Source organism: Spirosoma sp. SC4-14 (assembly GCF_037201965.1).
Lineage (GTDB): Bacteria > Bacteroidota > Bacteroidia > Cytophagales > Spirosomataceae > Spirosoma.
Genome location: NZ_CP147518.1, coordinates 516,384 through 541,445 on the forward strand (window position 1 = coordinate 516,384; position 25,062 = coordinate 541,445).

Below are 25,062 nucleotides of genomic sequence, written 5' to 3' on the forward strand. Positions count from 1 at the left end.
TCATGTATAGTTGAAATCAACCCTGGTTTTCCTTCATAATGTAACCAATTCCTTTTCGGGTATGAATTAACTTGGTGGAAAAGTCTTTGTCGATTTTCTTGCGCAGCGAATTAATGTATACATCAATCAGATTCGTTCCCGTATCGAAAGGGATATCCCACACGTTTTCGGCAATTTCGTTTCGGCTAAGTATGGTGCCCTGATTGCGTAAGAAGTACTCCAGTAGGGCTATTTCGCGCGGAGTAACACTAATGGGTTGCCCGGCACGGCTCACGGTTTTTTCGCGCAGGTCGAGCGATAAGTCAGCAATGGTCAACTGGTTTTTATAGGTTGTAGTATTGGCTTGCTGGCTACGTTTTCGACTAACCTGAATGCGGGCCAGTAGTTCGCTGAACTCAAAGGGTTTAACCAGATAATCGTCCGCTCCCGCATCGAACCCCGATAGCTTATCTTCAATTGTTCCCAGCGCCGTGAGCATGATAATGGGAATGTGAGCATTTCGGCTATGAAACTCCCGGCATAGATCGAATCCGTTGCCATCGGGTAGGTTAGCATCCAGAATAATCAGATTAATGTCGCCAAAATCGACAGTTTTGCGGGCGGCTGTTCCATCAAGTGCCACCGAAGCCTGAAAGCCGAATTCTTCCAGCCCTCGCTTCAGAGACATGGCTAGTTTGATCTCATCCTCAACTACAAGAATACGCATACGATATACGATATGAAGCTTATGGAGTACCAAGTTACTAGATGAAAATCAGGTTTTGGCTGTCTTCAAGTATTTCTAATCCTTTCTTTAAGATGCTTTAATCTTGGTCAGGATTAAGGCTTATACTTTTGTTTTCGCTAGCAGGACGTAAAGGAGCCCGGTTTTAAATAGGGTTTCTTTCGGTTACTGACCAAATCGAACAGCCGAAATTGGCCTCTTTCGAAGTGGAAAACTAGCCCACATTGACCTGGCTTCTCAGGAGACCCGACGTATTACTGATTATAGATCATTATCTCGATTTGAATAGCTCAAATCGGGGCTGGGAAAACTATATCTGCCAGGTTCCAATCCGAACCCTAACAACAGAATAGTCTGCTAGTAATAAGCGTAAAAGATTGATAATGAGATTTTAATAATCACCTAACTAGTTCCATATAAATACCTGAATTGTTATGAATAGACTGCTCATGCTGATGAGCTTGTGTGCTTTGTTGTGCCTTACAAGCTGTTCGGAAAAAGAAAAAAAAGAACTGAATATCAATTATTTGGCTACTAGCCCAGTCAAGGTAGATACGTCGATTGTGAGAGATTATGTGTGCCAGATCCATGCAATTAGCCATATAGAGGTTAGGGCACTGGAAAAGGGTTACTTACAGAAAATTTTTGTGGACGAGGGGCAACTGATTAAACAAGGGCAACTCATGTTTCAGATTTTGCCTATTCAGTATCAGGCAGAACTACAGAAAGCTGAAGCTGAAGCCAATTTTGCCGAAGTTGAATACAAAAATACAAAAGCGTTAGCCGATAGTAATATCGTTTCTAAGAATGAGTTAGCGCTATCGAAGGCCAAATTTGATAAGGCAAAAGCGGAGTTGAGTTTGGCGCAGGTGCACCTCGGATTCACGGAAATCAGAGCGCCGTTCAATGGCATAATGGACCATTTTCAGGTACGGCTAGGAAGTCTCGTCAACGAAGGTGATCTGCTCACCACATTGTCTGACAACAGCAAAATGTGGGTTTATTTTAATGTTCCGGAAGCCGAATATCTCGACTATAAATCGAAAACCAGCGAAGAAAACCTCGATAATGTAAGCCTGCTGATGGCCAATCACCAGGTGTTTAAATATCCGGGCGTTGTTCAGACAATTGAGGCCGACTTTAACAACCAAACGGGAAACATTGCGTTTCGGGCCACTTTTCCTAATCCTAACGGCCTGTTAAGGCATGGCGAAACGGGCAGTATACAAATGGTGCTACCGCTGAGTAATGCCCTGATTATTCCCCAAAAAGCCACTTTTGAAGTCCTGGAAAAAAAGTATGTGTATATACTGGATAAGAATAATGTAGTGAAATCGAGACCGGTCTCGATTGCGGCCGAATTGCCTGATTTATATGTAATTAAGGATGGGTTAAAAGTAGATGAGAAGATATTGCTGGAAGGGCTTCGGACAGTGAAAGAAAATGAGAAGATCAGCTATCATTTCGAGGACCCCAGAAAGGTTATCGCTGGTTTGCAATTACACGCGGAGTAAGGAGGATTTAAGAATTTAACCCAAAAAATAATGTTTCAAACATTCATTCGCAGGCCAGCTTTTGCCATAGTGATTTCGCTGGTCATGGTCTTCGTGGGTATGCTATCCATGGTTACCCTACCCCGATCGCAGTTCCCCGATATTGCTCCGCCAATGGTAGTGGTTTATCTGTCGTATCCGGGGGCCAGCTCAAAGGTGTTGACCAATTCCGTTCTGATTCCGCTGGAGCAGGCTATTAATGGCGTTCCCGGAATGAAATATATGTTTTCGACGGCCGCCAGCTCTGGAGAAGCCAACATACAAATCGTATTTAAAAAGGGTAGTGATCCCAACCAGGCTGTTGTAAACATCAATAACCGGGTACTGCAAATGAAGAACAGGCTACCGCCCATTGTGCAGTTGGAAGGTCTTCGGGTTCAGCGGTTGATGCCAAACATGCTGATGTATGTGAACCTCTACGGCAAGGATACTTCAAATATTGACATGAAGTACATTTTCAACTATGCCTACATCAACATGCTGCCAGAACTGCAACGGATCGATGGTGTAGGGTTAGCCAAGATTATTGGTAGCCGCCAATATGCCATGCGTGTCTGGTTGAACCCAAACCGGATGCGGGCTTATAATATTTCGTCGGAAGAAGTGATGGAGGCTTTGGGCGAACAAAGTATCATTGGTTCGCCAGGGCGATTGGGCCGGGCCGATAGCAGGCGTTCAGAATCGATTGAATACGTTTTGACGTATCAGGGCAGGTTTAGTGACCCGCAGCAGTATAAAGATGTCATTGTCAGGGCTAATCCTAAGGGAGAAGTTCTACGCCTGAAAGATATAGCTGAAGTTGAATTAGGCAGCGAGTACTATGATATTTATTCGAATAAGGATGAGTTCCCGTCGGCAGCCATTACCCTCAACCAGACGTATGGTAGTAATGCCACCGAGGTAATTGAGCGGGTGAAAGAGAAACTGGACGAACTGAAAAAGGATTTTCCACCGGGTATAGAGTATGAAATCAGCTACGACGTTTCCAGTTTCCTTGATGCCTCCATCGATGAGGTAGTCCATACGTTACGAGACGCCTTTATACTGGTAGCTCTGGTCGTGTTCATTTTCCTTGGCGATTGGCGATCTACGCTCATTCCAACGCTTGCCGTTCCTGTATCGCTTATTGGCGCCTTCTTTGTGATGCAGGCTTTTGGACTCACCATCAATTTGATTACGCTATTCGCCCTTGTCTTGGCCATTGGTGTGGTGGTCGATGATGCAATTGTGGTGGTTGAGGCCGTACACGCCAAAATGGAAGAGAAACACCTGTCGCCTTTCGGGGCTGTGCAAGAGGTACTTGGCGAAATTAGCGGGGCCATTATTGCCATTACCTTGCTGATGACGTCGGTATTTGTGCCGGTGACTTTTATGTCGGGCCCGGTAGGGATATTCTACCGGCAGTTTGCTATTACAATGGCATCGTCTATTGTCATTTCAGGTATTGTGGCCCTTACACTAACACCGGTGCTTTGTGCTATAATTCTGAAGAATACGCATGGTCAGCCCCGAAAAAAAACCATCTTCAACCGGTTTATCGACAGTTTTAACCATGGTTTCGAAAAACTTACGGGCAAATACGTCGGCTTGCTGAAAGTGATAGTCAACAGACGGGTCGTTACGTTTGGTCTGTTACTGGCCTTCGGTTTAGGCACTCTGGGAATCACTCAAAAACTACCCTCTGGCTTTGTTCCGTCCGAAGACCAGGGGATGATTTACGCCGTTCTTCAGACACCACCCGGATCAACGCTGGAAAGAACGTATGCGGTTAGCCGTCAGCTCCAGCAAATTGCTAAAAAAGTTGAAGGCGTGAAGTCGGTTTCTTCGCTGGCGGGTTATGAAATTCTGACTCAGGGGCGCGGATCAAATTCGGGAACGTGTCTGATTAACCTGGAATCCTGGGACGAACGAAAAAATACGGTTAAGGAAATTACCGAAGAGCTGGAAGAAAAAACCAAAGATATTCCTGGTGCAAAAATCGAATTCTTCGATCCACCGGCCGTGCCTGGCTACGGAGCTGCCGGGGGGATAGCTATACAACTGCTGGATAAAAATACGGACATCGATTACCAAAGGCTGGGAGGGGTTACGGAACAGTTTATGGCCGAACTCGAAAAGAGAAAAGAGCTGACAGCACTGTTCACGTTCTACAGAACTGACTATCCACAGTATGAACTGGAGATTGATAACCAACTAGCCATGCAGAAAGGCGTTTCTATCGGTAAAGCGATGGATAACCTTTCCATTCTCATCGGAAGTACTTACGATCAGGGTTTTATCAAGTTTGGCCGTTTTTTCAAACTGTTCGTACAGTCCGATCCTAGCTTTAGGAAGATGCCTACCGACCTGTTGGGGCTCTATGTAAAAAGTGATTACGGTGAGATGGTGCCTTATTCGTCGTTTATGAAAATTAAAAAGACGCAGGGTATCTACGAAATCAACCGATACAATATGTACACGACGGCATCTATCCGATGCGCCCCCGCTGCCGGATATAGTAGTGGTGAAGCCATTAAGGCTATTCAGGAAGTAGCTAAACAAACACTGCCCAAAGGATATGATATTGACTGGTCGGGGCTTTCGAAAGATGAAGTGGCTCGCGGCAACGAAGCTATTTATATCTTCTTAATTGTTTTGGCTTTTGTGTATTTAGTTCTTGTGGCGCAGTACGAAAGCTTTATACTGCCCTTAGCGGTAATTTTATCGCTGCCAGCGGGGATTTTTGGGTCGTTTTTGTTCATAAAACTAACCGGGCTATCGAATGATATTTATGCGCAGGTGGCCCTGGTGATGCTGGTTGGTTTGCTAGGTAAAAATGCGGTACTGATCGTTGAGTTTGCTATTCAGAAGAATCAGGAGGGCATGTCTATTTTCGACGCAGCCATTGCAGGAGCTAAAACGCGTTTCCGGCCAATTCTGATGACTTCCTTTGCCTTTATTGCTGGATTGATTCCCTTGGTTGTGGCCCACGGCCCTGGGGCAATAGGAAACCGCACTATCGGGGCTTCGGCGCTTGGTGGTATGCTTTTCGGGACAATTTTTGGCGTAATTATCATCCCTGGTCTATACTATATATTTGGTAAACTGGCCGAAGGCAGAAAGCTGATCAGAAATGAAGATGACCAGCCATTAAGCGAAAATTTTGTTCACCTCGTAGACCATTTTCCCCAACCTGAAGAAAGTTAAATCAATGAGTAAGAACAGACTATCGACTTGCCTGGGGCTAGTAATTCTTGCCCTATGCAATGCCGCTTGTAGTGTGCCCCATTTAGTTCAGAAAACAGAAAATAGAAAAGTGCCTGCGAGTTTCAACAACTCGCAGGACTCTACTAACTCGGGGCGGGTACCCTGGAAGGATTATTTTACCGATCCCTACCTGTATGCGCTGATTGATACGGCTCTCGCTAATAATCAGGAACTAAATATTACGAAACAGGAAATTGAGATTGCCAATAACGAAATCAAATCCCGGCAAGGGGCCTATTTGCCTTTTGTTTCCCTCGGTGGTGGAACCGGTATCGACAAAGTGTCCCGGTATACCAGCCAGGGAGCCAGCGATGCCTCTACTGAAATAAGACCGGGCGTAGCAACTCCCGATGTCTTACCAAATACGTATCTGGGGGCTTTTGCAAGCTGGGAGGTAGATATCTGGCATAAGCTGCGTAATGCCCGCAAAGTGGCCGTAGCAAATTACCTGGCTTCCATTGAAGGCAAAAACTTCATGGTAACCAATCTGGTATCTGAAATCGCTACGTCTTATTATGAGCTTATGGCGCTGGACAATCAGTTGGAAATCATAAAACGAAACATTGATATTCTGACGAATGCACTCACCATAATCAGGCAGGAGAAGGATGCCGCCCGGGTTACTGAGCTGGCCGTACGCCGATTTGAGGCCGAAGTATTTAAAACGCAGAGTATGCAATATGATATTCAGCAGCAGATTATCGTGACCGAAAACCGGATTAATTTTCTGGTGGGTAGGTATCCGCAGCGAGTGCAACGGAATTCCCAGAATTTCGGGACCCTGATTCCCGCTAAAATTAATTCGGGAATCCCATCGCAACTGTTAGCGAACCGGCCGGATATTCGTCAGGCAGAATACAATCTGGAAGCCACTAAGCTGGATATGCGTGTGGCTAAAGCCAACTTCTATCCTTCGTTAACTATTTCGGCATCGTTGGGCCTGATGGCCTATAGCCCCTGGTATTTGCTCAACACTCCTCAGTCATTAATGGCGTCGTTGGCAGGTGGGCTGGTTGGTCCATGGATTAACCGAAATGCTATTACGGCTACGTATAAAAATGCCAGCGCCCGACAAATTCAGGCTGTTTATAACTACGAGCGAACGATTTTGAATGCGTATATCGAAGTGGCTAATCAACTATCAAATATTGATAACCTGGAAAAGAACTATACGATGAAAAACAACCAGGTGCAGGCGCTAACTCAATCGACAAATATCTCGCTTAAGTTATTCAGATCGGCACGGGCCGATTATATGGAAGTGCTGCTGACCCAGCGCGATGTGCTGCAAGCCAGAATGGAACTGGTTGAGACCAGAATGCAGCAAATGAATGCCCTGGTCAATACCTATCGGGCGTTGGGGGGCGGATGGAATTAACGAACGGAGCGTCAGTTCTGGCCAATAATGAGCCTGTATAAAAAGGGAGGTGGGGGATTTGAACGATCATCTTGCGTTAATGAGCCCGCTTCCCTTTTGGGTCGGTAAAATAAATCTATTGCACTCCGTGGTTAACGCAAGATTATTGCGGTTTGGCTATCAGAAGCGTATTGACAAAAGCAGAGCCGTTAACTTGTTGGCTATAGCTGGTGCGCACGTAGGGTTCGCCCGTCAACAACAAAGAAGCCATTATGCTGCACCAGCAAAAGTGATGGTTGGTGCAGCATAGGCGGTCTTGGTGTCATGGATAGTAAGATGGATAAGTTCGTACATACCTAAATACACTTTCTTATACATGTGTATATTAGCAATCGAAGCCGATATTAAGCTTGCCGTATCTCTCAAAAAAGGCCTCGAAGAGTGGAGTTTTCAGACAATGGTTGCGCTGGAAAGTGATGCTGCACTCAAAGTGATTGAGCTGAACGAAGTTGAGCTAATTATTCTGGATGCTCATTTGCACGATATAAATGGTTTCGAACTGTGTCGGCAAATTAAGGCAACGAATGATCACATTCCCCTGATTATGCTTTCCAGCGAGGGTTCTCTGGAGAGCAAACTGTCGAGTTTTGATGCCGGTGCCGACGATTTTTTAGTGATTCCCTTCGAGTTCAGCGAACTGCTGGCTCGCATTCAGGTTCATCGGAAACGCAGCCAGCAGGTTGCCAATCCCACCACGACAAGTCAGCTAAGAGTGGCCGATCTGATACTGGATCTCCGGAAGAAGACAGTTGTTCGGGCGGGGCAGCAGATCGATATTACATCGCGGGAATTAGCCTTATTAGAGTATTTTTTGCGGCATCGGGGCGCTGTGATCAGCCGTAACGAAATAGCCGAAAATGTGTGGGATAGCCCGAACGGTATGCATACAAACCTGATTGACGTATATGTACATGCGCTCCGAAAAAAAATTGATAAAAACTTTTCACGGAAACTAATCCATACCCGAGTTGGCATTGGATATATCATGCTGGATCAATAGTTTGTTTAGGCTGTGGTTTTGCTCAATACGGAATAGATTAGAAACGCCTATGGGCATTTCTAATGTAACTAGAATCCGTAGAGGTCGTTAGCTTAATCAGGCGTTAACGTCGGCCACACGCTTTGTTTAATGGCTTGTTTCACCGTATTTGACACAAACAGATTGTATTTCAGAATGGCATATATGGCTCGGAAACCATCGCGCCACCCAATTTTTTTACCTTCGGCATAGGTGCGGCCGTAGTAAGAAATACCAACTTCATAAATCCGTATGTTGGGTATATGGGCCAGTTTTGCGGTTACCTCCGGCTCAAAGCCAAACCGCTTTTCCTGCAAATCGATGGCCTGAATCAACGACGTTTTAAAGACTTTATAGCAACTTTCCATATCCGTCAGGTTCAGGTCGGTGAAAATGTTGGAGAGGAGCGTCAGAATCTTATTGCCTACCGAGTGCCAGAAATACAATACCCGATGTGGGTGGTTGCCAATAAAGCGACTGCCATACACTACATCGGCTTTTCCATCGAGCAGGGGCTGAAGCAAGAGCCCGTATTCGTTGGGATCGTATTCGAGGTCAGCATCCTGAATAATAAGCCAGTTGCCGGTAGCCAGTCGAATACCCGTATGCAGCGCTGCACCCTTTCCCTGATTAACGGTATGTTTGATGTAGTTGACATCAAGGTCAGGATTCTGCTGTTGGAAAATAGCCACTAAATCGCCCGTAGAGTCGGCAGAACTATCGTCGACAACAATAATTTCTTTCCGAATATAATCGGGTAACGGAGCTGCTACTACTTTGTTGAGCAGCTCAATAATGGTGCGCTCTTCATTATAAGCCGGAATGATGATGCTTAGTTTCATTTGTAGAGGGAGGTGTTGGTTACAAGTGAGTCGGTAAAAACAGAATGTCGTCGGAAGCCCTGTTCAATGGTGCTGCCTCTGAGCTGAAGATCATCGAAAAAGAATGGGGTGCAGGGTTGCTCAACGTCGAAACAGGATTTGCTGGGCGATTCTGGCACCAATACGGTCAGGTTGCTACGCGTACGCTGTGGTCGATACGTCAGGGTGGTATAAACGTGGCTTAGGGGCTCGGGGCTTAGCCAGATACTGACCGGTAATTCTGGATTCAGCATGTTTTCTCTAATCAGTATGTAGCTCAGCAAGCAGAATAAAACCAGGCTCGTAAGTGCTATCCGCAATGCTTGAGGCAGTGTGTATCTAACTAAGGCACAAACCGGAAGCAGGGCCGATGCCCAGATAAATGCATACCCGAAACGAAACTCTGGCGCCTTTAAAAACCAGAACAGAAAACCCGCCCAGGCAACACTATAGGCCACCAGCCATTCGTGGGCAGGTTTGCGGAGATAAAACCATTGGCCAGCCGCTACTATGGGTGATAGTGTTGCCAGAACAAATAGCGGACGGTTAGGCCAGTTGTACCAGAACCACCAGTGAGTCCACCACCACGACACCCATTTGGTAAATGGCCAGGCAAGCTTTTCCGGGTCGAATTCGGTTTCGGGAATATGAAACCGTGCCCAGAATGTGATGATGTTCTGTTCGTAGGTAGCTACCTCTTTGGCTACTTTCCAGTCTACGGAAAACAAGTCGGGTTCGGTGAGCGGGAAAAGAAGGTAACCCGACAAAATGACGTTTCGGGCTAGCCACGGGCCCACCAGCAGGCAACCTAAAGCGATAGCTAAACCCACATGCTGCCAGCGTATCCAGTGCCGATGCCGATAGAACAGAAAGGGCAAAAACAGGAGTATGGGAATGGTGGCCAGCTTTATGGTCAGGCACGTAAAGGTTAAAGCTGCCAGCAGAAAAGCCCGACGTTGAGGAGCAGGCTCTTCCTCGTTTACCCACAACAGGAACACAAACAGACTCAGCACCGTTGCCCAGACATCGGGCGTTGGAGCATTTACCTGACGAATCAAAAAAAATAAGCTTAGCCCCAGAAAGCCCAGCAATAACACCAATTGAGCAGCAGAGCGATTGGGCTGGTTGAGTTGCTGGAGACAATAAGCCCCAAAGAGCAACAAAAGAAATCCGTTGAGCGGAAACAGCGTTTGGCCCATCAGATCGGTAAAGCCAACGGCGGCTCCCACTACAAAAAAGCTGGAATTGAATGCCAGCCGACTGAATAAATTGCCAAGGCCAGGAATAACGCTAAAACGTTCGGTATACCGAATGGCGGGCAAATGATACGTTCCGCTATCGGGATTGCCTGGGCGCTGGATGGCATACAAAAGTATGGTCAGCAAGAGTAGCCAGAGCATAGGTTGCCGGGTTGCCGCCCATAAACTAGCCACTGCACGCCGAAACGGGGCCCCTGCCAGATACCAGTTTGCAAAAACTGCCAGAACGAGCAGCGCCACAACCGACCAGCCATTAACGGGCAGGGCGAGAGATACCAGTTGCAATAGACCAACTACACCGATAAGGCCTGCCAGAATGGTTTCCGTTTGGGTAAGTACCTGTGGCCAGCAACGGGGTGTGAGCGAAAATAGGCCTGCACCCAGTAGTGAAAACAGGAAGTATAAAAGAATCCATAAGAATAGCAGGGTCAACATGATCCGGTTCCGATAAAATTGGGAATCGATAATGGTGGCCTTTGTAAGGGAGCCTTGGTTAACAGGTGCAAATCTAAGGTTTTCATAAAAATTAGGTGTGGACGTAGCGGATCGTTATGGTGTGTAAGATGCGGAAAGAACGCGTATTGGTATATAGTTCAAAGCCGCAAAAGGTGAATGGGGAATTTTAGTTTAGTTAAACGCTGGAATAAGGTACAGGAAATTACAGATTCCTGATTTGTAAAGCGAGCCCGATTAATAACGACTTAGTTAAAGGTTAAAATTAGCACCTGCGCCTATAGCAAATGCGGCTAAAGTAAAGAGTTTCACGCATTTTTCACGAATATTGATTCACCTTATCACCCTGTTCGCTATTAATATATATTGATCGGTGAGAAGGGTTGACGTACTCAGCAATTAATTTTAGCTTCGTCTATTTCCTTTGCTTATGTCTGTTCGTTCATTGCCCACGTTTTCAACTGACCTGGATTTGTATAATGCATTAAGGCGTCGTGATGAGAAAGCATATCATTTTTTATACGCCGAATCGTTCCCGTCGTTCAGGCATTGGGTGCTAACGCATAATGGTGCAGCGATGGATGCCGAAGATGCGTTTCAGAAGGGATTGCTTAGTTTTTTACTCAATCTGGAAACAGGGCGGTATGAACTTCAAAGCAATACACGCATAACAACTGTTGTTTTTGAATACTGTAAACGGGTATGGTTTACTGAGCTAAAATCCGCTCGGCTACGTATGCGCGGAACCATACCCGATGCGGTAGACATGCCCGATACAGCCGATGTTGCCAATGATCTGGAACGGCTCGAACTGGTAGACGTTGTCCGGCAGTCGCTCGGGCAACTTAAAGACGAGTGCCGAAAAGTAGTTGAATGGTTCTATATAGAAGAATTGTCGTTACGTGAGATTGCCGAAAAGCTTGGGATGAAAGAGTCGTCTGTAAAATCAAAACGGTATCAGTGTACCGAAAAATTAAAGGAATATTATCTGCAAACGACTAAACGGTTAGGGTTATGAGGCTTTCTGAAGAGCAATATGAACTGATCGAAGCCTATCTGACAGGTGAATTGTCGGAAAAAGATAAAGCAGCGTTCGAAAACGATATGAAAACCGATGCCAAACTGGCCGGCGAAGTAAGCCGGCAGCGTGAGCTTCGGCTGGGCTTACGGGCGTTGGGGATCGAACGGGTGCTCAAGCGTGCTCAGGCCGACTACAAAGCGTCGGTAGCCTCGGATATGTCCGGTGTTGACAATCAGGTTATACTGCGGCCATTACTGAATTGGCGATATTGGGCCGTTGCTGCTTCGGTGGCTGTACTGCTGAGTATCGGATATTATTCGTATCAGGTTAGAGCCGATCGGGAAGCCGAACTGGCCTATAATGAAGCCTTTACTCCCGAATCGGGCGATGAATTTCTCAAAGGGTTTCCGTCAGGAAACCGTTCAAAAACAGCTCGAAAGCAGTTGCTGGATGCGCTGGCCAGCTACAAAGCCGGGAAATATGATCAGGTGATTGAAAAATTAATTACAATGCCAGTCGACAAGCAGACCATTTATTACAAAAATTACTTGCTTGGATTAAGTTATCTGGCTAACAATCAGGCGCTGGAGTCGATCTCGCTTCTTAAAATGGCGATGCAGGCTCCCGATGCTAAACTGCAGCAAAAGGCGGAGTGGATTTTGGCGCTAGCCTACGTGAAGAGCAACGAAAACGAACTAGCCGAGCCCATTTTGTCGAAAATTAGTAACGACGAGGCCAATCCATTTCGTTCACTAGCGCAGAAAGTGCTGAAAAAAATCAACTAGGTTTAGTTCAGGTGAAAGAAAGCCTAAAAGGTTTCGGAAACCTTTTAGGCTTATGCTGAATGCACGCTACGGCTACTGATTAAACAGTGTTTTAACCTCATCCTGCGAAAGAGCACGGTTGTAAATCCGTATTTCGTCCATGGCTCCATAAAAATATTGCGGATAGTCTTTCAGTTGGGCACCAAACCGCAAATCGCCACCGGGGCAGTTATCCATTGTGCTGGCGGGTAAATCATCTTTTGTATAAAGTAAGGCCCCATCATAATACATTCTGGCAGAATGGCCAACATAGGTAAAGACAATATGATGCCAGCTAGTTAAGTCAAGCTGGCTGGTAAGTGGAAAACTTTGCCATCCAGTAACCGGCTGGCAGCCACTGTTTTGTTTGATATCGGTTAGGATGGTAATTGAGCCAGGCTGGTTATCACTAGGCTTTATTGTCGAACTATACATTTCATTTTTGCTATCGGTAAAGTTCGATTTGTTGTAAATCTGCATTTTTCGATCGACCGTTATGGGTTTAATCCATACGCTGATCGACAGCGCTTGTGGGCGAAGGCTACTGTTTTCGGCCAGGTAGATATAATTGCTCTGACCATCGAACAGAATGGCAGCGTTCGCAACTCCTCTATGATCGGTCGTAAACGTAGGGTTGTTGACTCCGTTGGCATGGTTACCGTTGCCACTGGCATCCTGTAGTGATTTATTGGTAAAGGGTAAATAAGCAATCAGCCCATCGGCAACCGGATCGACTAAGGTTGTAAATGAACCTACTGGCCCAGGAACGATTGTTCCGTTAGGCAGTTTGGCGTAAGGCCGATAGTAATACGTTGTGTTGGGAGTCAGAGCGGTTAAATTAACGGGAATATTGACGCCAATATTGGGGGCTGTTACTATTATACCCGGACCGGAATTACTCATGTCGGGCGTGCTGGTGGTCGATGAGTATAGAATGCCATACTCAACGGCGGCAGGGGTACCGGCCTTCGATACAATGAAATTGACTGTAGCGGTTGTGACACCTGCGGTTGCGTTACCATTGATGGCAATAGACGGATTTTCGCCGGAGCGGAATGTCTGTACGGTAGTGCTATAGCCCGAACCTGATGAGTTAACGGCATAGCTTCGAACATAATACATTGTATTGGCTTGTAAACCCGTTAGCGAGAACGGAATAGACGTATTTAGGGCCACAGCGTCCGTTTTTTCAATCGTATAAACATCGCTTTCCCCTATTTTTGGGGTTGTGCTGGTTGGTGAATAACAAATTCCATAACGGCTGATTGTTGCGTTGCCATTAGTGGTTATGGTCATCTGGGCATCGGCCGATGTGGGCATGATGTTGGTTATCGGCTGTAAGGTTACTGTAGGAAGCGTTGCTGTATTAACAATAATGGTTCGCGAAAGCGTAATGCTCTCCTCGCAGCTATTGCTCAGTGTGGCTTTGGCAGTATAGGTGCCGGAGGTTGGATAGGTATAGCTAACGGTGGTTCCGGTAGTAACCGTTGTGCTGTTGGTGCCAAAATCCCACTGAACGTTGTCGATCGTGCCGGTTGCACTGCCAATGCTGAAATTTACTTTCAGTTGTTGAGTCTGCGCTTCGAGCGTGCCGGTTGGAGATGTACAATTTCGTTTGTTTTTTTTGGTTGGCAACTCCCAGGGATCGCAGGCCCCCAGCAACAAGGCACTAAGTCCAATAAAAAGAAGGCCCCAAAGGTATGTGGTGGATATTTTTGTTGTCATCTGCTGTGTCAGTACTTAAGATTTTGAATGTCAGAAAGTGAAGGTTGCCGCTACACCCAGCGATTGCGACGAGGGTTGCCAGTGAAGACCCGTAGCACGAACTGGTTTTTTCGGTTTGTGGATGAGCAGATAAAGTTCGGCCACCGTTGCTACGGCCGCTACTCCGATGCAGGCTTTGTATAATCCGTTTTTTTGCTGAGCCGACTCGGCGGCATTATAGGCGTCGAGATATTGCTGATAAGCAGTCGGATTGGCAATTGTGCCGCTGCCAGTCGGGTCTACTGTTTGACTGACCTGACTCAGCGTGCCCATTTTAGTCTGAAAGTCGTTTCGAAGCAGGACAGCATAAATTCCGGCTCCGATGGCAACTGCGCCCACGGCCACTTTCAGGCCAGTGTGGCTGGCTGGTTTTAGCAGATTATCAATGTTTCGGATCTGTAGTCGTAGGGTTTCCTGCCGGGTGGTTGCGTATTTAAGGGCCTGTATGTAGCTTTCCCGCGCTTTCAAATAGTTTTTCTGATTGAAAAGTAGATTACCTTCCCGTTCATAGTAATCGGCCAGTTGGTTTTTCGTGATTGGGTCATCCTGATTAAGACCCAGCAACTGGTTGAGCGCCTGAAGAGCGGCCTGATTATTCTTTGCAGCAAATGCATCCGTAACCTGCTGGCGTAAGGCTGAGCCGCTGGTACACTTTTTGATTTGTTCCAGCGCATACGGGTCATTTTCAAAACCGGGTACTTCAAGGCAGTTCTGATACTGTCGGCGGGCTTCAGCGTATTTTCCTTCTTTAAAAAAATCGTCGCCTTTCTTTTTATACCGATCATACTCATCGTCGATGCTGATTGCCGAAGCCAGCAAAAGCGTTTTCGATAAGGCCAATACCGATGATGTAGACAGGAATACGTAGAAAACAAATAGGTAGATGAGTTTTGGCATTAGGTGTAGGTTATTGGTTCGTACATTGTTTAATTTTAATCTGGACTTCGCGAGTGTCTTTCAGGGCCTGAGCCACCTTAAACCACTCGCGTGCACCTTCATATTCGTCGTTGTCGAAAATTCTGTTGGCTTTGGTCATGTATACCTTATAGGCTTCGTCGGCCTGAGTTGTATTCAAATTGTTTGTTTTGGCCAGTTCACGCGCTTTCGAAAAACTGCCAATCGCTTTTGCCTTGTTATTGCTTTGGGCAATAGTCTTGATGCCTTCGTCGATTAGCTGATCATATTCCAGTTGGGCCTGCTGCCTGATCGATTCCGTATTGTTCGTAGGGGCAGGTTCACGGGAGGCTGATTTTTCGGGTTCTGGCGATGCCGATGCTGGTACAGATGATGTCGTAAGACTATTTTCTTTGGTTGGCTCGGCAGGTGGATGTGCTATGGATTCTTGTATTGTAGTCCGAAAGGCAATCACATCCTGGCGGGTTGGATCGAGTCGGAACGCATTGGTTATCAGCGATAGTGCCTGCTTGTATTCTTTCTGTGCATAGGCACGTCTGGCATTACGCAGAGCCAGGTTAATCTGTTCGTTTAGGGTGCTTTTCGCGTTATTGTCGTTCGGTTGAGCGGGTAATTTTCCTGATTCCGGCGCTGCATTTTCTTTCGTGTTTAGGGTAGTTCCTATCGTTGATGACTCCACTACCCTGGCAGGGCCATTGTCCGATTGGTCAGGAATAAAATAAAAGCCAGCCGCCGTTGCAATTGCCAGACCAATGGCACCTAGCGCTACAACCCGCCACGGAAACGCTGGTGGCAATTGCGACGCGATCGGCTTACTTTCGACGGATGTATTCAATAGCGCAGGCGGCTCATTGAATGTTGTAACCGGAAAAATATCGGTAGGGAGTGTTTGTTCTGAAACAATCAACGGCTTTACCGTGGAACCAGAAGCTAAGTATAAATCAGTCTTTTCGGCCTGATAAACGTCGGTTGGCTGCTCCTGTTCATGAACAAGTACGGGTTTAGGGCGAAGCTGTTCGATGCAGAAAGCCAGGCCACGGGCCGCTTCTGGCATTTCGGGCGCGAGTTGCAGAAGCTGTTCGAAACCGGTTTTAGCCTCTTCGTATTGCTGCCTGGTCAGTAAGTCGTTGGCTTTAGCCAGCAGGCCATGAAGCATTTGCCTGTTGATTGCCAGTTTACAAGCCTCTGCACCGGTTTGGGCCTCCAGATGGTGCTCTCGTTTGGCAAGAATTTGCTCAAATCGTGTCAGCGCTTCTTCATAGCGTTGCTGATTCTGGAGATCGATGGCCTCTGCCAGCGATTGCGAAATGCCGTCGAGCAGATCGAGCAATTCGGTTTCTTTGCGGGCTCGCTCGTGAATATCGCGTACCAGACAGCGCCTGATAATGGATTGGTACGGCTCCTGAATCGTAGTCAACCGTTCGGGAAGTTCTACCGTAATAATTTTCTTTTCGATCGCGCGCCGTACCGATTGTTCGCTGCTATTCCGAAGGTCGGACCGGAATGGCTTTTCGCCCGTAAGCATCTCATACAAAATGACACCAAAGGCCCACAGGTCGAGGTTGAAACTAACCCGGCTCCCTTCAATTTGCTCCGGTGCTTTGTAGGAAGGCGTACCACGGCCATCGCTCAGGTCGAAATCGGAGCTATCGAGTTCGTCGTCGCTAACGAGTTTACTTAATCCGAAATCGGCAATCTTGGGGATAAATCGTCCTGCATTATCGCGTGAAATAAGAATGTTGGCTGGTTTAAAGTCGCGGTGAACCACCCGGTGCCGATGCAAATGCTGAAGCCCAAGCAGAATGCCCCGCGTAATGTCGTAAACCTGATCTGCTGTAAGGATCTCCCGGCGTAGTAAATCGGCCAGATTGCCATCTGCATAGAACTTCATGATGGCGAAGTCGCTGATGCTAGTATCTGTTTCGATGCGGTAGCAGGCGTCGTAACGGGCAATATTCGCCTGGCGTGGCATACGCCGGGCCAGTTCGACTTCGGCTTTCAGTGACTTCGAATCATTGCCTTTAAATTCGCTGATCTTAATGGCTACCCATTCTGTTTCGAGCTGATCTTCAACTTTAAAAACCCGCCCGTAGGAACCCGTTCCCAAAAGGGCGCCCGGATCGTTAGGCCGGATCGGGTAGCGCTGCCTGAAATCCCGGAAAGTAGTAAAGGTTTGGCTCATAGTTGGGGATTACGTTACAGATAGGATAAGGCCAGTTTGTCGGGGAATTTACCATAAAAAACAGGCGTTTGCCGGCTGCGGGTGGCCTGTTTTACGCGGGGTGCTATATACTGGTGCAATTCGCGAATTGTTACAATCTGGTTGCCGTCGAGGTCGGCCTGCCCCATTAAGCCTTTGAGCAAATAATACGTGAAAGCGCCACCCTGCAGCCGCTGGTCCTCAACCGCATATTGTGTCGACCGACTGGCCAACAACATGGCTACGTAGTGGTTGTTATCTTCATTGGCGGTGATCTGAGCCGTTTTCTGGCGTTGCTGTTTGGTTAATCCTCCGGCCAGGCAGGCATCTGCGATGCATAGCTTGGTGGTTGCTTTTGAGTCCCGAAAAGCTGATTTAATGGCCTGATAAGAAAGTAGTTTTTGCCGGTTGCCGGGCCTGACATCGTAGGGTACAAAACTTTCGGGCAACCCGTGTCCCGAAAAATAGAAAATAACCCGGTCGCCGGGTTTGGCTTGTTTAAAAAGCGATAAAGCTTCCCTGATCTGCTGATAGGTAGCCTGCTGGTTGGTTAGCAATCGGATGTGATTCGCGGGGACATTGCCACCCGCTTTGCTTCGGAAATACGAAACCATCTGCCGGGCGTCTTTGTCGGCATACCGCAGATCGCCTGTTCTATAGGTCAGCGCCTGATAATCAGCAATTCCGACAACTACCGCATAGGTATTGCCCGGTGGTTCATAGAATGGCCAGCTACCAAGTATTCCTAAACAGATTAGCGTGTTAATGAGCATCGGTTAAGAAATTGTAGAAACCTGCTTAGGTTCTGTCTGTAGTACGTTACGGATTCCGATCAGGTAGCCCGAATAATTGTCTTTTGTCCGGCCATCGCATAACGCTACCAACGAATGAATTTTGGCCTGGTCGGGCATATTGGTTGCCAGTACTGTTTCGAGCGTATCGTTGTCGAGATGCTCCAGCACACCATCGGTGCAGATGAAAAAGTAATCGCCAGCCTGAATGTCGGTCAGAAGACTAATGTCGGCCATTGGTCGGTCCAATGCCCCCGTTGGGTTGTCTGAGCTAACCGTTACGGCCCGGCTGAGCCGGTTGCGCCAGGGGTGCGTAAGGGCCTGGGTAGCCGTAATGATGCCAGCCTCTACCATATCATTGACCTGTTTATGATCTCGGGACTGGAAGATTATTTTACCGTTTCGGAACTGGTAAATTCGGCTGTCGCCAATGTGTGCTACCGTAACGCCGTGCTGATGGAGCTGAACCAGTGCTAACGTCGAGCCCATTCGGCCAACGAGGGGATGCTGGTTCATATACTGGCTGTAAGCAGCATATGCCTGGTCGAGTGCTGCCTGTAAATGAACCGTATCGAAAACCGGATTATGCATCGATACCGCATAATTGGCAATGCTCATACACAACAACTGACTGGCTACTTCGCCTTTATCGGTACCGCCAATCCCGTCGCAAACGATGAAGAGACTGCTCTGCCCGCTGGTATGCCCAACGGCGGGATAGAGCGCATCCTGGTTGATAACACGTTGCCCAATCTGAGAAAACGCAACAGGTGTAGATGTATCGATATGCATAATTTATTGGGTACGGTCGGGGTTGAAGGCCAAATCAACTCTATAGGTAGCCAGCATATCCGGATTCAGAGCAAAGTGCCTTAAAATGAACCGGTCGGCTCCGCCCAGCGTAATAATTCCGCCATCGTCTACATCGATAATTTCGGTTTTTCGTAGTGGCATTTCATTGAGTAACGTTCCATTCAGACTCGTATGAATCTCATGCGTACTGGGATCGGTGGTGCCGTCCTGAATCTGATAGCGTAGTTTGCCCGTCCATTTATCGAAGGTTACCGTCAGTGTACAATGCCGTCGGCTGATGAAACATCGGCCTTCGTGCAAAAAGCGCTCAACCCGAATGGTGCAGGTTTCGGAAGTGCCGATTATGTTTTTGCCAAACTGAAGTGGATAGGTTATGTCGGGCGAACTGGCATAGGTTAGCTGACCGAAACCAGGCAGGCCCCGTACAAGGTTTTCGTCGTAGTACGATGCTGTTTGCAGGATATTGACGGCTCCGCACCCCACATGCGAGCAAACAATCGACCCGCGTTGAGCATCGGAGGCCCGAACCATAATCCGGCGGTTGCATTGCTGACAGTTAATCAGCGTTGTTCGGAATCCACTCATGATTTATTCATCCATGTCCGCTACGTTGCCATCGTTGATGTAGGTATCATCCGTATCGTACGAATCAGAAAACCCCTGATCATCGGCTGCGTCGGGCTCGTCAATGGTTTCATCTACGGCCATTACCGAATCCGTATCCGAAGTGCCGTCGTCAAGAATAGAATCGACTATTTCTTTCGACATACTTTCTTCCAAACCCTGGCTGAACTGATCGTTGCTGAGTACAAACGGGTTGTCGAGTTTTTCTATTTCCACCAGTTCGCCGTTGAGGGCATCATAGCGGTAGAATGTATCCAGGCCTTCGTCGCCTGTTGCATCTACAATCCGATAGGTATAGCCATCGGCTCCGTCCATCACCACCGTGTCGATGACGCCATCGTGATCGAAATCGAGTCCCATGATCCGTTGCCCGTTCAGATGCCCTTCAATAAGGGTTGGTTCTGTGCTGACATTGGCTACCTCTATTGGGGTGCTAACTGTTGCAAACGGTTTTACGGGCAGATGTTCCTGAGCCACCATTTCGGTAAATTCCTGCCGTTGTTCCAGCGACAGACTACGCCATTCTTCTTTTTCGAACGTATTGTACCAGCGGCCATGCCAGCTAAAAACACCGCCCAGCCCGACCTCTTTCCGTGCCGCTTCGAACGCCTGCTCAAAAGACATCTTATCAGTCACTTTTCCGGCTACGTCAATATCGTCGGGTAACAGGATTGACGATTCCGAACCCCCGGTAGGAGCTTCGTTGGGATCGGCTGGATTATTGGGAAGATTTTTGGTTTTTTGAACAATAGCCCAGGCCGAACCTCCTAAAAGGAGGGCGGCAGCCGAGATGCCGAGCATTTTCTTTTGGTTTTTGTCGAGACCAGACGTAGGAGTGGCAGATGGTCGTGGCATGGCGAATGGATCGGTTTGGTTTTCGGATGGAATATGAATGAGTGTCATACTAAGTAGGAGTAAGATTGATGAACACCTCTTTATCGGGGCAGAGACGAAAAGGTGAATGGTAGGTTTATTTTGCCCAGATGGCCTGGCACCGTCGACAGGTTTTCTGCCTGGCCAGCAACTCCCATTCGCGCATGCCGAACGGGTCGCGACAGTCGGGATTAGGGCACCGATATTTTTCGCGAAATTCCTTATCTATCAGTTCGAGTTTTTCATCTGTCGATAGGAGCGTAGAGCATAACGTTGGAACCAGCATACTCAAACCGGCTCCCGACATTATCTGGAGTAGAGGGAACGCAGTTCCTCCCGTTGCCAATACGGTGCTTATGCCAACAACGGAAGAAAGAATGACACTCCCCGTCCGGATCATTTTTTCGCGATTTCGACAGTCGCGTCGCAGACTGGGATATTGATCAAAAACGAGTTGTAAGGCCGCAAATTCGGCTGTATAGTCGAGATTATTGAATGAGGAGGCTGAAAAATTGGGCGGTGTTTGCGGAGTAGGCTCAGCAAACACGGATGAGTCTACGGGTTTATTGGCTGATAGTGTAAGTAGCTGCTCGACACTGTATGTGGTTTCTGCTAATTGTATCGTATCCGCTGTTGTAATTATTTTCCGGGTAATTCGACTTCCGTTGACAAACGTGCCATTTTTGCTGTCCAGATCTTCGAGCACAAACGTGTCCGGGGTACATTGAATAAGCCGGGCATGATAGCCGCTTACTTTTCTATCCTCAACAACGAGGGTATTATCAATTTTTCGACCAAGGCTATAAACAGGCAACTGGCTTAGTTTGTCGATCAGGCTAGTTAGCTGACTGTCATCGATTCTGGGAAGAGACATACCGTATACCCTGGGATAATAGTTACGATGGCGTGAAAGCTGGCAAGGTCTGATAAAGGTGATTTTTTTGCAAGTGTAAGTTTACTTATTTAGTGGAAGGTATATAGGCTTGTATGTGATTTTCATTGCACGAAATAGACTTATGTCAATTCTATTTGATGATTATTGATCCTCTAAATGAGCTTAGGTAGTAAGTTACCTGTAGGGTTAAATGCCTAATTAACAATAGATATGTTTACTTGAACATACGGATTGACTATCTATAGATACCTCATTTTGTTGGTCTGCATGGCTACCTATAGCCTTATTTACTCATCTGGCATACTATAGGTAATACTTAGTGAAATTTTTACAAACCTACTGAATAGGGTATAAATACGGTGAATAAAGCCTTAAATGATTCTTTTTTGATCTTATATGTATTAAATACGCTTTTAAAAAGATAAAATAAGGTAAAAAAGACTATATGCTTATTAATATACAGTCAGTAGATTGACCTTATAATTTACTTTCCATATTGAACAAAAACAGGATAATTTTATGGAAAAACAATCTACCCACAAGGGGCTCCTTTGTAGGCGAAGGGATTCTTGTCTGCAAGAGGGGAGGCTATCCCGACAAAATACTGCGAATATCCTGCTGCTATTTTGCTTGTTGTGCTCAGTTAGCGCTTTTGCTCAGTCAAAAGTTTCTGGTAAAGTTGTTGATAGTCAGGGGTTAGCGCTGCCGGGGGTGAGTGTTTTGGTAAAAGGCACAACAACCGGTACGGTTACAGGAACCGAAGGTGGTTATACGGTGAATGTGCCAAATGCCAATGCAACGCTGGTTTTTTCCTACATTGGCTTTACTTCGCAGGAAATACCTATCAATGGACGTTCTTCTTTAAACGTTACGCTCGCTTCAGATGATAAAATGCTGAACGAAGTCATTGTTGTCGGTTATGGTGAACAAAAGAAAGAAACAGTAACAGGTGCCGTAGCAACTGTTAAAGGAGCTGATTTGGTAAAATCGCCAGCGGTTAACCTAACCAACTCCATTGCTGGTCGCATGCCGGGGGTTATTGCTACGAATCGTAGTGGTGAGCCCGGTGCTGATGGGTCGGCCATTCGGATTCGGGGGTCGAATACGCTCGGTAATAACGATGCGCTGATCGTTATCGACGGGGTACCAGCACGGGCCGGTGGCATCGACCGCTTGAATCCTGCCGATATTGAAAGCATTTCGGTCCTGAAAGATGCATCGGCTGCCATTTATGGTTCTCGTGCAGCCAACGGCGTAATTCTGGTAACCACCAAGCGAGGAAAGACTGGTAAGCCTGAACTGTCGTATAATTTCAACCAGGGGTGGGCGCAGCCAACGGTTATTCCGAAAATGGCATCGGCGGCCGAATATGCGCAGATAAACAACGAGATTAATCTTTATAACTTAAAGCCACAGTATTGGAAAGACGCATCGGCAGCGTTTGCCTCAACAGGGAGCTATACGCTACCGGACGGAAGTATTGCCAAAGCAGCCTACACGCCCGATGAAATCAAGAAGTTTCAGGATGGTTCAGATCCCTGGAAATATCCAAATACGAACTGGTTCGACGCAGCGCTAAAACCCTGGTCGCCACAATCGCGCCATACGTTACAGCTAGTAGGTGGGAGCGAAAACGTTAAGTATCTGGTATCGGCCAATTATCAGAATCAGGATGCTTACTACAAAAACTCGGCAACGGGCTATAAACAGTATGATTTCCGTCTGAACCTTGATGCCAAGGTTAGTAAGTATATCAATCTGGTAACGGGGGTAGTTGGTCGTCAGGAAAATCGATTTTACCCAACGGTTAGTGCTGGCTCTATCTTCCGAATGCTGATGCGGGGTTATCCAAATAAGCCTGCCTTTTGGCCAAACGGATTGCCTGCTCCCGATATTGAAAATGGTCAGCAACCTGTTCTGGTGACTACATCTGCGACGGGCTATGATAAAGACACGCGTTATTATCTGCAAAGTAATGCCAGTGTGAACATTACAAACCCCTGGGTACCTGGCCTGAAATTAACGGGTAGTGTGGCATTGGATAAGTACATTCAGCAGGGTAAAACCTGGCAGACGCCCTGGTACGTTTATAGCTGGGATTATACATCCTACGATGCAAACAATCAGCCAATTCTGCAGCGCGTTGCCAAAGGGCCCGCACAGGCGACCCTGAACCAGTATACCAATGATCAGTTCAACTCTCTGCTTTCGGGTATTCTGACCTACGACCACGTATTTGGTGGCAATCATGCCATTACGATACTGGGGGGTATTACGAAAGAACAATCGAACTCTAACGGATTTTCGGGATACCGGAAATATTTCGCTTCGACAGCCATCGACCAATTGTTTGCAGGCGGTAGTGCTGAAAAGAACAGCAATACCACTGCCGCCTGGGAACGGGCCCGGATGAGTTACTTCGGTCGGGCCGCCTATAACTACAAAGAGAAGTACCTGGCCGAATTCTTATGGCGTTATGATGGTTCGTATATGTTCCCATCGAACAGCCGCTGGGGTTTCTTCCCTGGCGTAACGGCGGGGTGGCGTATCTCGGAAGAAAACTTCTTCAAGAAGAGTCTGCCAGCAATTAGCTCACTCAAACTGCGGGCATCGTGGGGACAGTTGGGTAATGACCAGGTTTATTTCAATGGTTCGTTACGTGAATATGACTACTTGCCGACGTATGCCTACGGTGACGTAGTTAATTCGAACTGGGGTTATGTGGTTGGTAATCAGGTTGCTCAAACGCTTTATGAAAACGGCGTGCCGAATACAACCCTGACCTGGGAGGTTGCTAATAATTCCGATATTGGTTTGGAAGGTTCGGCATTGAACGGTAAGATTTTCTTCGAGTTTGACGTATTCCAGAACAAACGGTCGAACATCCTGTGGCGGAAAAGTGCTTCAATTCCGCAAACAACAGGTGCAACCTTGCCCGCTACTAACATCGGTAAAGTAAGCAACAAAGGGTATGAGTTCCGTGTCGGTTATAATGGTCAGGCTGGTGAGGTAAAGTATAGCGTTAGTGTCAACGGTGGCTACTCCAAAAATACCATTACGTTCTGGGATGAGACCCCAGGGGCACCGGAATGGCAACGTTCGACAGGTAAGCCAATCCCAACGAACGTAAACGATCCCAACCAGGCCAATGGCACGCTGATGTATCAGTACGATGGCATTTTTGCTACGCAGGCCGATATCGATGCGAATAAAATCGATTATAGTGGGGTAGGTGCCAGCACACTGCGCCCTGGCGATATGAAGCTGAAAGACATCGATGGTAACGGGAAAATTGATGCCAATGACCGGGTTCGGGCCGATCGAAACAACCTGCCTCGTTTTCAGGGCGGTCTGAACGCAAGCATACGCTGGAAAGGCTTTGATCTGAGCGTACTGTTCCAGGCATCTGCCGGAGGACAAATCTTCCTGCAAACCGAATCGGGTACGATTGGTAACTTCTTGAAATACAATTATGATCACCGCTGGACGGTCGATAATCCAAGTACGACTGATCCCCGAATCGTTGACCGGAGCAACCAGTATTTCTCGAATGGGACTACTTACTGGATGAAGAGTACTGACTACATTCGTCTGAAGAACCTGGAACTTGGCTATACGCTGCCCGGTACCATTGCTGGTAAAATTGGCCTGAGTAACCTGCGGGTTTATGTGAATGGTTTAAACCTGGCTACGTACGCGCCTGCCCTAAAAGGCATACTTGATCCTGAATCAACTAGTGGAGCTAGTTCAACGTCAAGTACGACAAATGGGCAGTACTATCCGCAGGCACGCATTATCAATACAGGTTTGTCACTCAGTTTCTAAACGATTAA

General features: G+C 47.2%; 18 protein-coding genes. 7 read left to right on the forward strand and 11 right to left on the reverse strand.

Annotated elements, in window-relative coordinates:
* Window positions 1-16 precede the first annotated feature (16 nt).
* Window positions 17-706: a response regulator transcription factor gene (locus WBJ53_RS02210; protein WP_338874410.1), complete on the reverse strand. Its 690-nt coding sequence runs from the start codon at window positions 704-706 to the stop codon at window positions 17-19.
* Between the two features lie 452 nt (window positions 707-1,158).
* Between WBJ53_RS02210 and WBJ53_RS02215 the strand changes: the two genes are divergently transcribed.
* The 4 genes from WBJ53_RS02215 (at window position 1,159) to WBJ53_RS02230 (ending at window position 7,940) form a co-directional block, all read left to right on the forward strand.
* Window positions 1,159-2,238, forward strand: a complete 1,080-nt coding sequence (locus tag WBJ53_RS02215; protein WP_338874411.1) for an efflux RND transporter periplasmic adaptor subunit — start codon at window positions 1,159-1,161, stop codon at window positions 2,236-2,238.
* Between the two features lie 30 nt (window positions 2,239-2,268).
* A complete protein-coding gene (locus tag WBJ53_RS02220; RefSeq protein WP_338874412.1) occupies window positions 2,269-5,463 on the forward strand; it encodes an efflux RND transporter permease subunit in 3,195 nt (1,064 codons plus the stop codon).
* A 4-nt stretch (window positions 5,464-5,467) separates the two neighbouring features.
* Complete coding sequence (locus WBJ53_RS02225; protein WP_338874413.1) at window positions 5,468-6,901, forward strand: TolC family protein; 1,434 nt, start codon at window positions 5,468-5,470, stop codon at window positions 6,899-6,901.
* 355 nt (window positions 6,902-7,256) lie between these two features.
* Window positions 7,257-7,940 carry a response regulator transcription factor gene (locus WBJ53_RS02230; protein WP_338874414.1) on the forward strand — a complete coding sequence of 228 codons (684 nt, stop codon included), beginning with the start codon at window positions 7,257-7,259 and terminating at the stop codon, window positions 7,938-7,940.
* 92 nt (window positions 7,941-8,032) lie between these two features.
* Here the strand turns inward: WBJ53_RS02230 and WBJ53_RS02235 are convergent, their stop codons facing one another.
* Complete coding sequence (locus tag WBJ53_RS02235; protein ID WP_338874415.1) at window positions 8,033-8,800, reverse strand: glycosyltransferase family 2 protein; 768 nt, start codon at window positions 8,798-8,800, stop codon at window positions 8,033-8,035.
* Window positions 8,797-10,512 carry a hypothetical protein gene (locus tag WBJ53_RS02240; RefSeq protein WP_338874416.1) on the reverse strand — a complete coding sequence of 572 codons (1,716 nt, stop codon included), beginning with the start codon at window positions 10,510-10,512 and terminating at the stop codon, window positions 8,797-8,799. Before WBJ53_RS02240 ends, WBJ53_RS02235 begins: the two co-directional genes overlap by 4 nt.
* 448 nt (window positions 10,513-10,960) lie before the next feature.
* Here WBJ53_RS02240 and WBJ53_RS02245 point away from each other — a divergent pair, with 448 nt between their 5' ends.
* Window positions 10,961-11,548: a sigma-70 family RNA polymerase sigma factor gene (locus WBJ53_RS02245; RefSeq protein ID WP_338874417.1), complete on the forward strand. Its 588-nt coding sequence runs from the start codon at window positions 10,961-10,963 to the stop codon at window positions 11,546-11,548.
* The gene (locus WBJ53_RS02250; RefSeq protein WP_338874418.1) at window positions 11,545-12,336 is read left to right on the forward strand and encodes a hypothetical protein; all 792 of its coding nucleotides are present in this window, start codon (window positions 11,545-11,547) and stop codon (window positions 12,334-12,336) included. Before WBJ53_RS02245 ends, WBJ53_RS02250 begins: the two co-directional genes overlap by 4 nt.
* 72 nt (window positions 12,337-12,408) lie before the next feature.
* Here WBJ53_RS02250 and WBJ53_RS02255 read toward each other — a convergent pair whose 3' ends face one another.
* From WBJ53_RS02255 to WBJ53_RS02290, 8 genes are all read right to left on the reverse strand, one after another.
* Window positions 12,409-14,079, reverse strand: coding sequence for a LamG-like jellyroll fold domain-containing protein (locus tag WBJ53_RS02255; RefSeq protein WP_338874419.1), 1,671 nt, complete (start codon window positions 14,077-14,079; stop codon window positions 12,409-12,411).
* 30 nt (window positions 14,080-14,109) lie between these two features.
* Window positions 14,110-15,015 (reverse strand): hypothetical protein, encoded by a 906-nt coding sequence (locus WBJ53_RS02260; protein WP_338874420.1) that lies wholly within the window; start codon window positions 15,013-15,015, stop codon window positions 14,110-14,112.
* Window positions 15,016-15,025: 10 nt separating this feature from the next.
* Complete coding sequence (locus WBJ53_RS02265; RefSeq protein WP_338874421.1) at window positions 15,026-17,215, reverse strand: serine/threonine-protein kinase; 2,190 nt, start codon at window positions 17,213-17,215, stop codon at window positions 15,026-15,028.
* A gap of 14 nt (window positions 17,216-17,229) precedes the next feature.
* Window positions 17,230-18,006: a caspase family protein gene (locus WBJ53_RS02270; protein WP_338874422.1), complete on the reverse strand. Its 777-nt coding sequence runs from the start codon at window positions 18,004-18,006 to the stop codon at window positions 17,230-17,232.
* A gap of 3 nt (window positions 18,007-18,009) precedes the next feature.
* Window positions 18,010-18,816, reverse strand: a complete 807-nt coding sequence (locus tag WBJ53_RS02275; protein WP_338874423.1) for a PP2C family serine/threonine-protein phosphatase — start codon at window positions 18,814-18,816, stop codon at window positions 18,010-18,012.
* 3 nt (window positions 18,817-18,819) lie between these two features.
* Window positions 18,820-19,422: an FHA domain-containing protein gene (locus WBJ53_RS02280; RefSeq protein WP_338874424.1), complete on the reverse strand. Its 603-nt coding sequence runs from the start codon at window positions 19,420-19,422 to the stop codon at window positions 18,820-18,822.
* Between the two features lie 3 nt (window positions 19,423-19,425).
* Window positions 19,426-20,364: a hypothetical protein gene (locus WBJ53_RS02285; RefSeq protein WP_338874425.1), complete on the reverse strand. Its 939-nt coding sequence runs from the start codon at window positions 20,362-20,364 to the stop codon at window positions 19,426-19,428.
* Window positions 20,365-20,431: 67 nt separating this feature from the next.
* A complete protein-coding gene (locus WBJ53_RS02290; protein ID WP_338874426.1) occupies window positions 20,432-21,208 on the reverse strand; it encodes an FHA domain-containing protein in 777 nt (258 codons plus the stop codon).
* A gap of 540 nt (window positions 21,209-21,748) precedes the next feature.
* Between WBJ53_RS02290 and WBJ53_RS02295 the strand changes: the two genes are divergently transcribed.
* Window positions 21,749-25,054, forward strand: a complete 3,306-nt coding sequence (locus WBJ53_RS02295) for a TonB-dependent receptor (RefSeq protein WP_338874427.1) — start codon at window positions 21,749-21,751, stop codon at window positions 25,052-25,054.
* Window positions 25,055-25,062 lie beyond the last annotated feature (8 nt).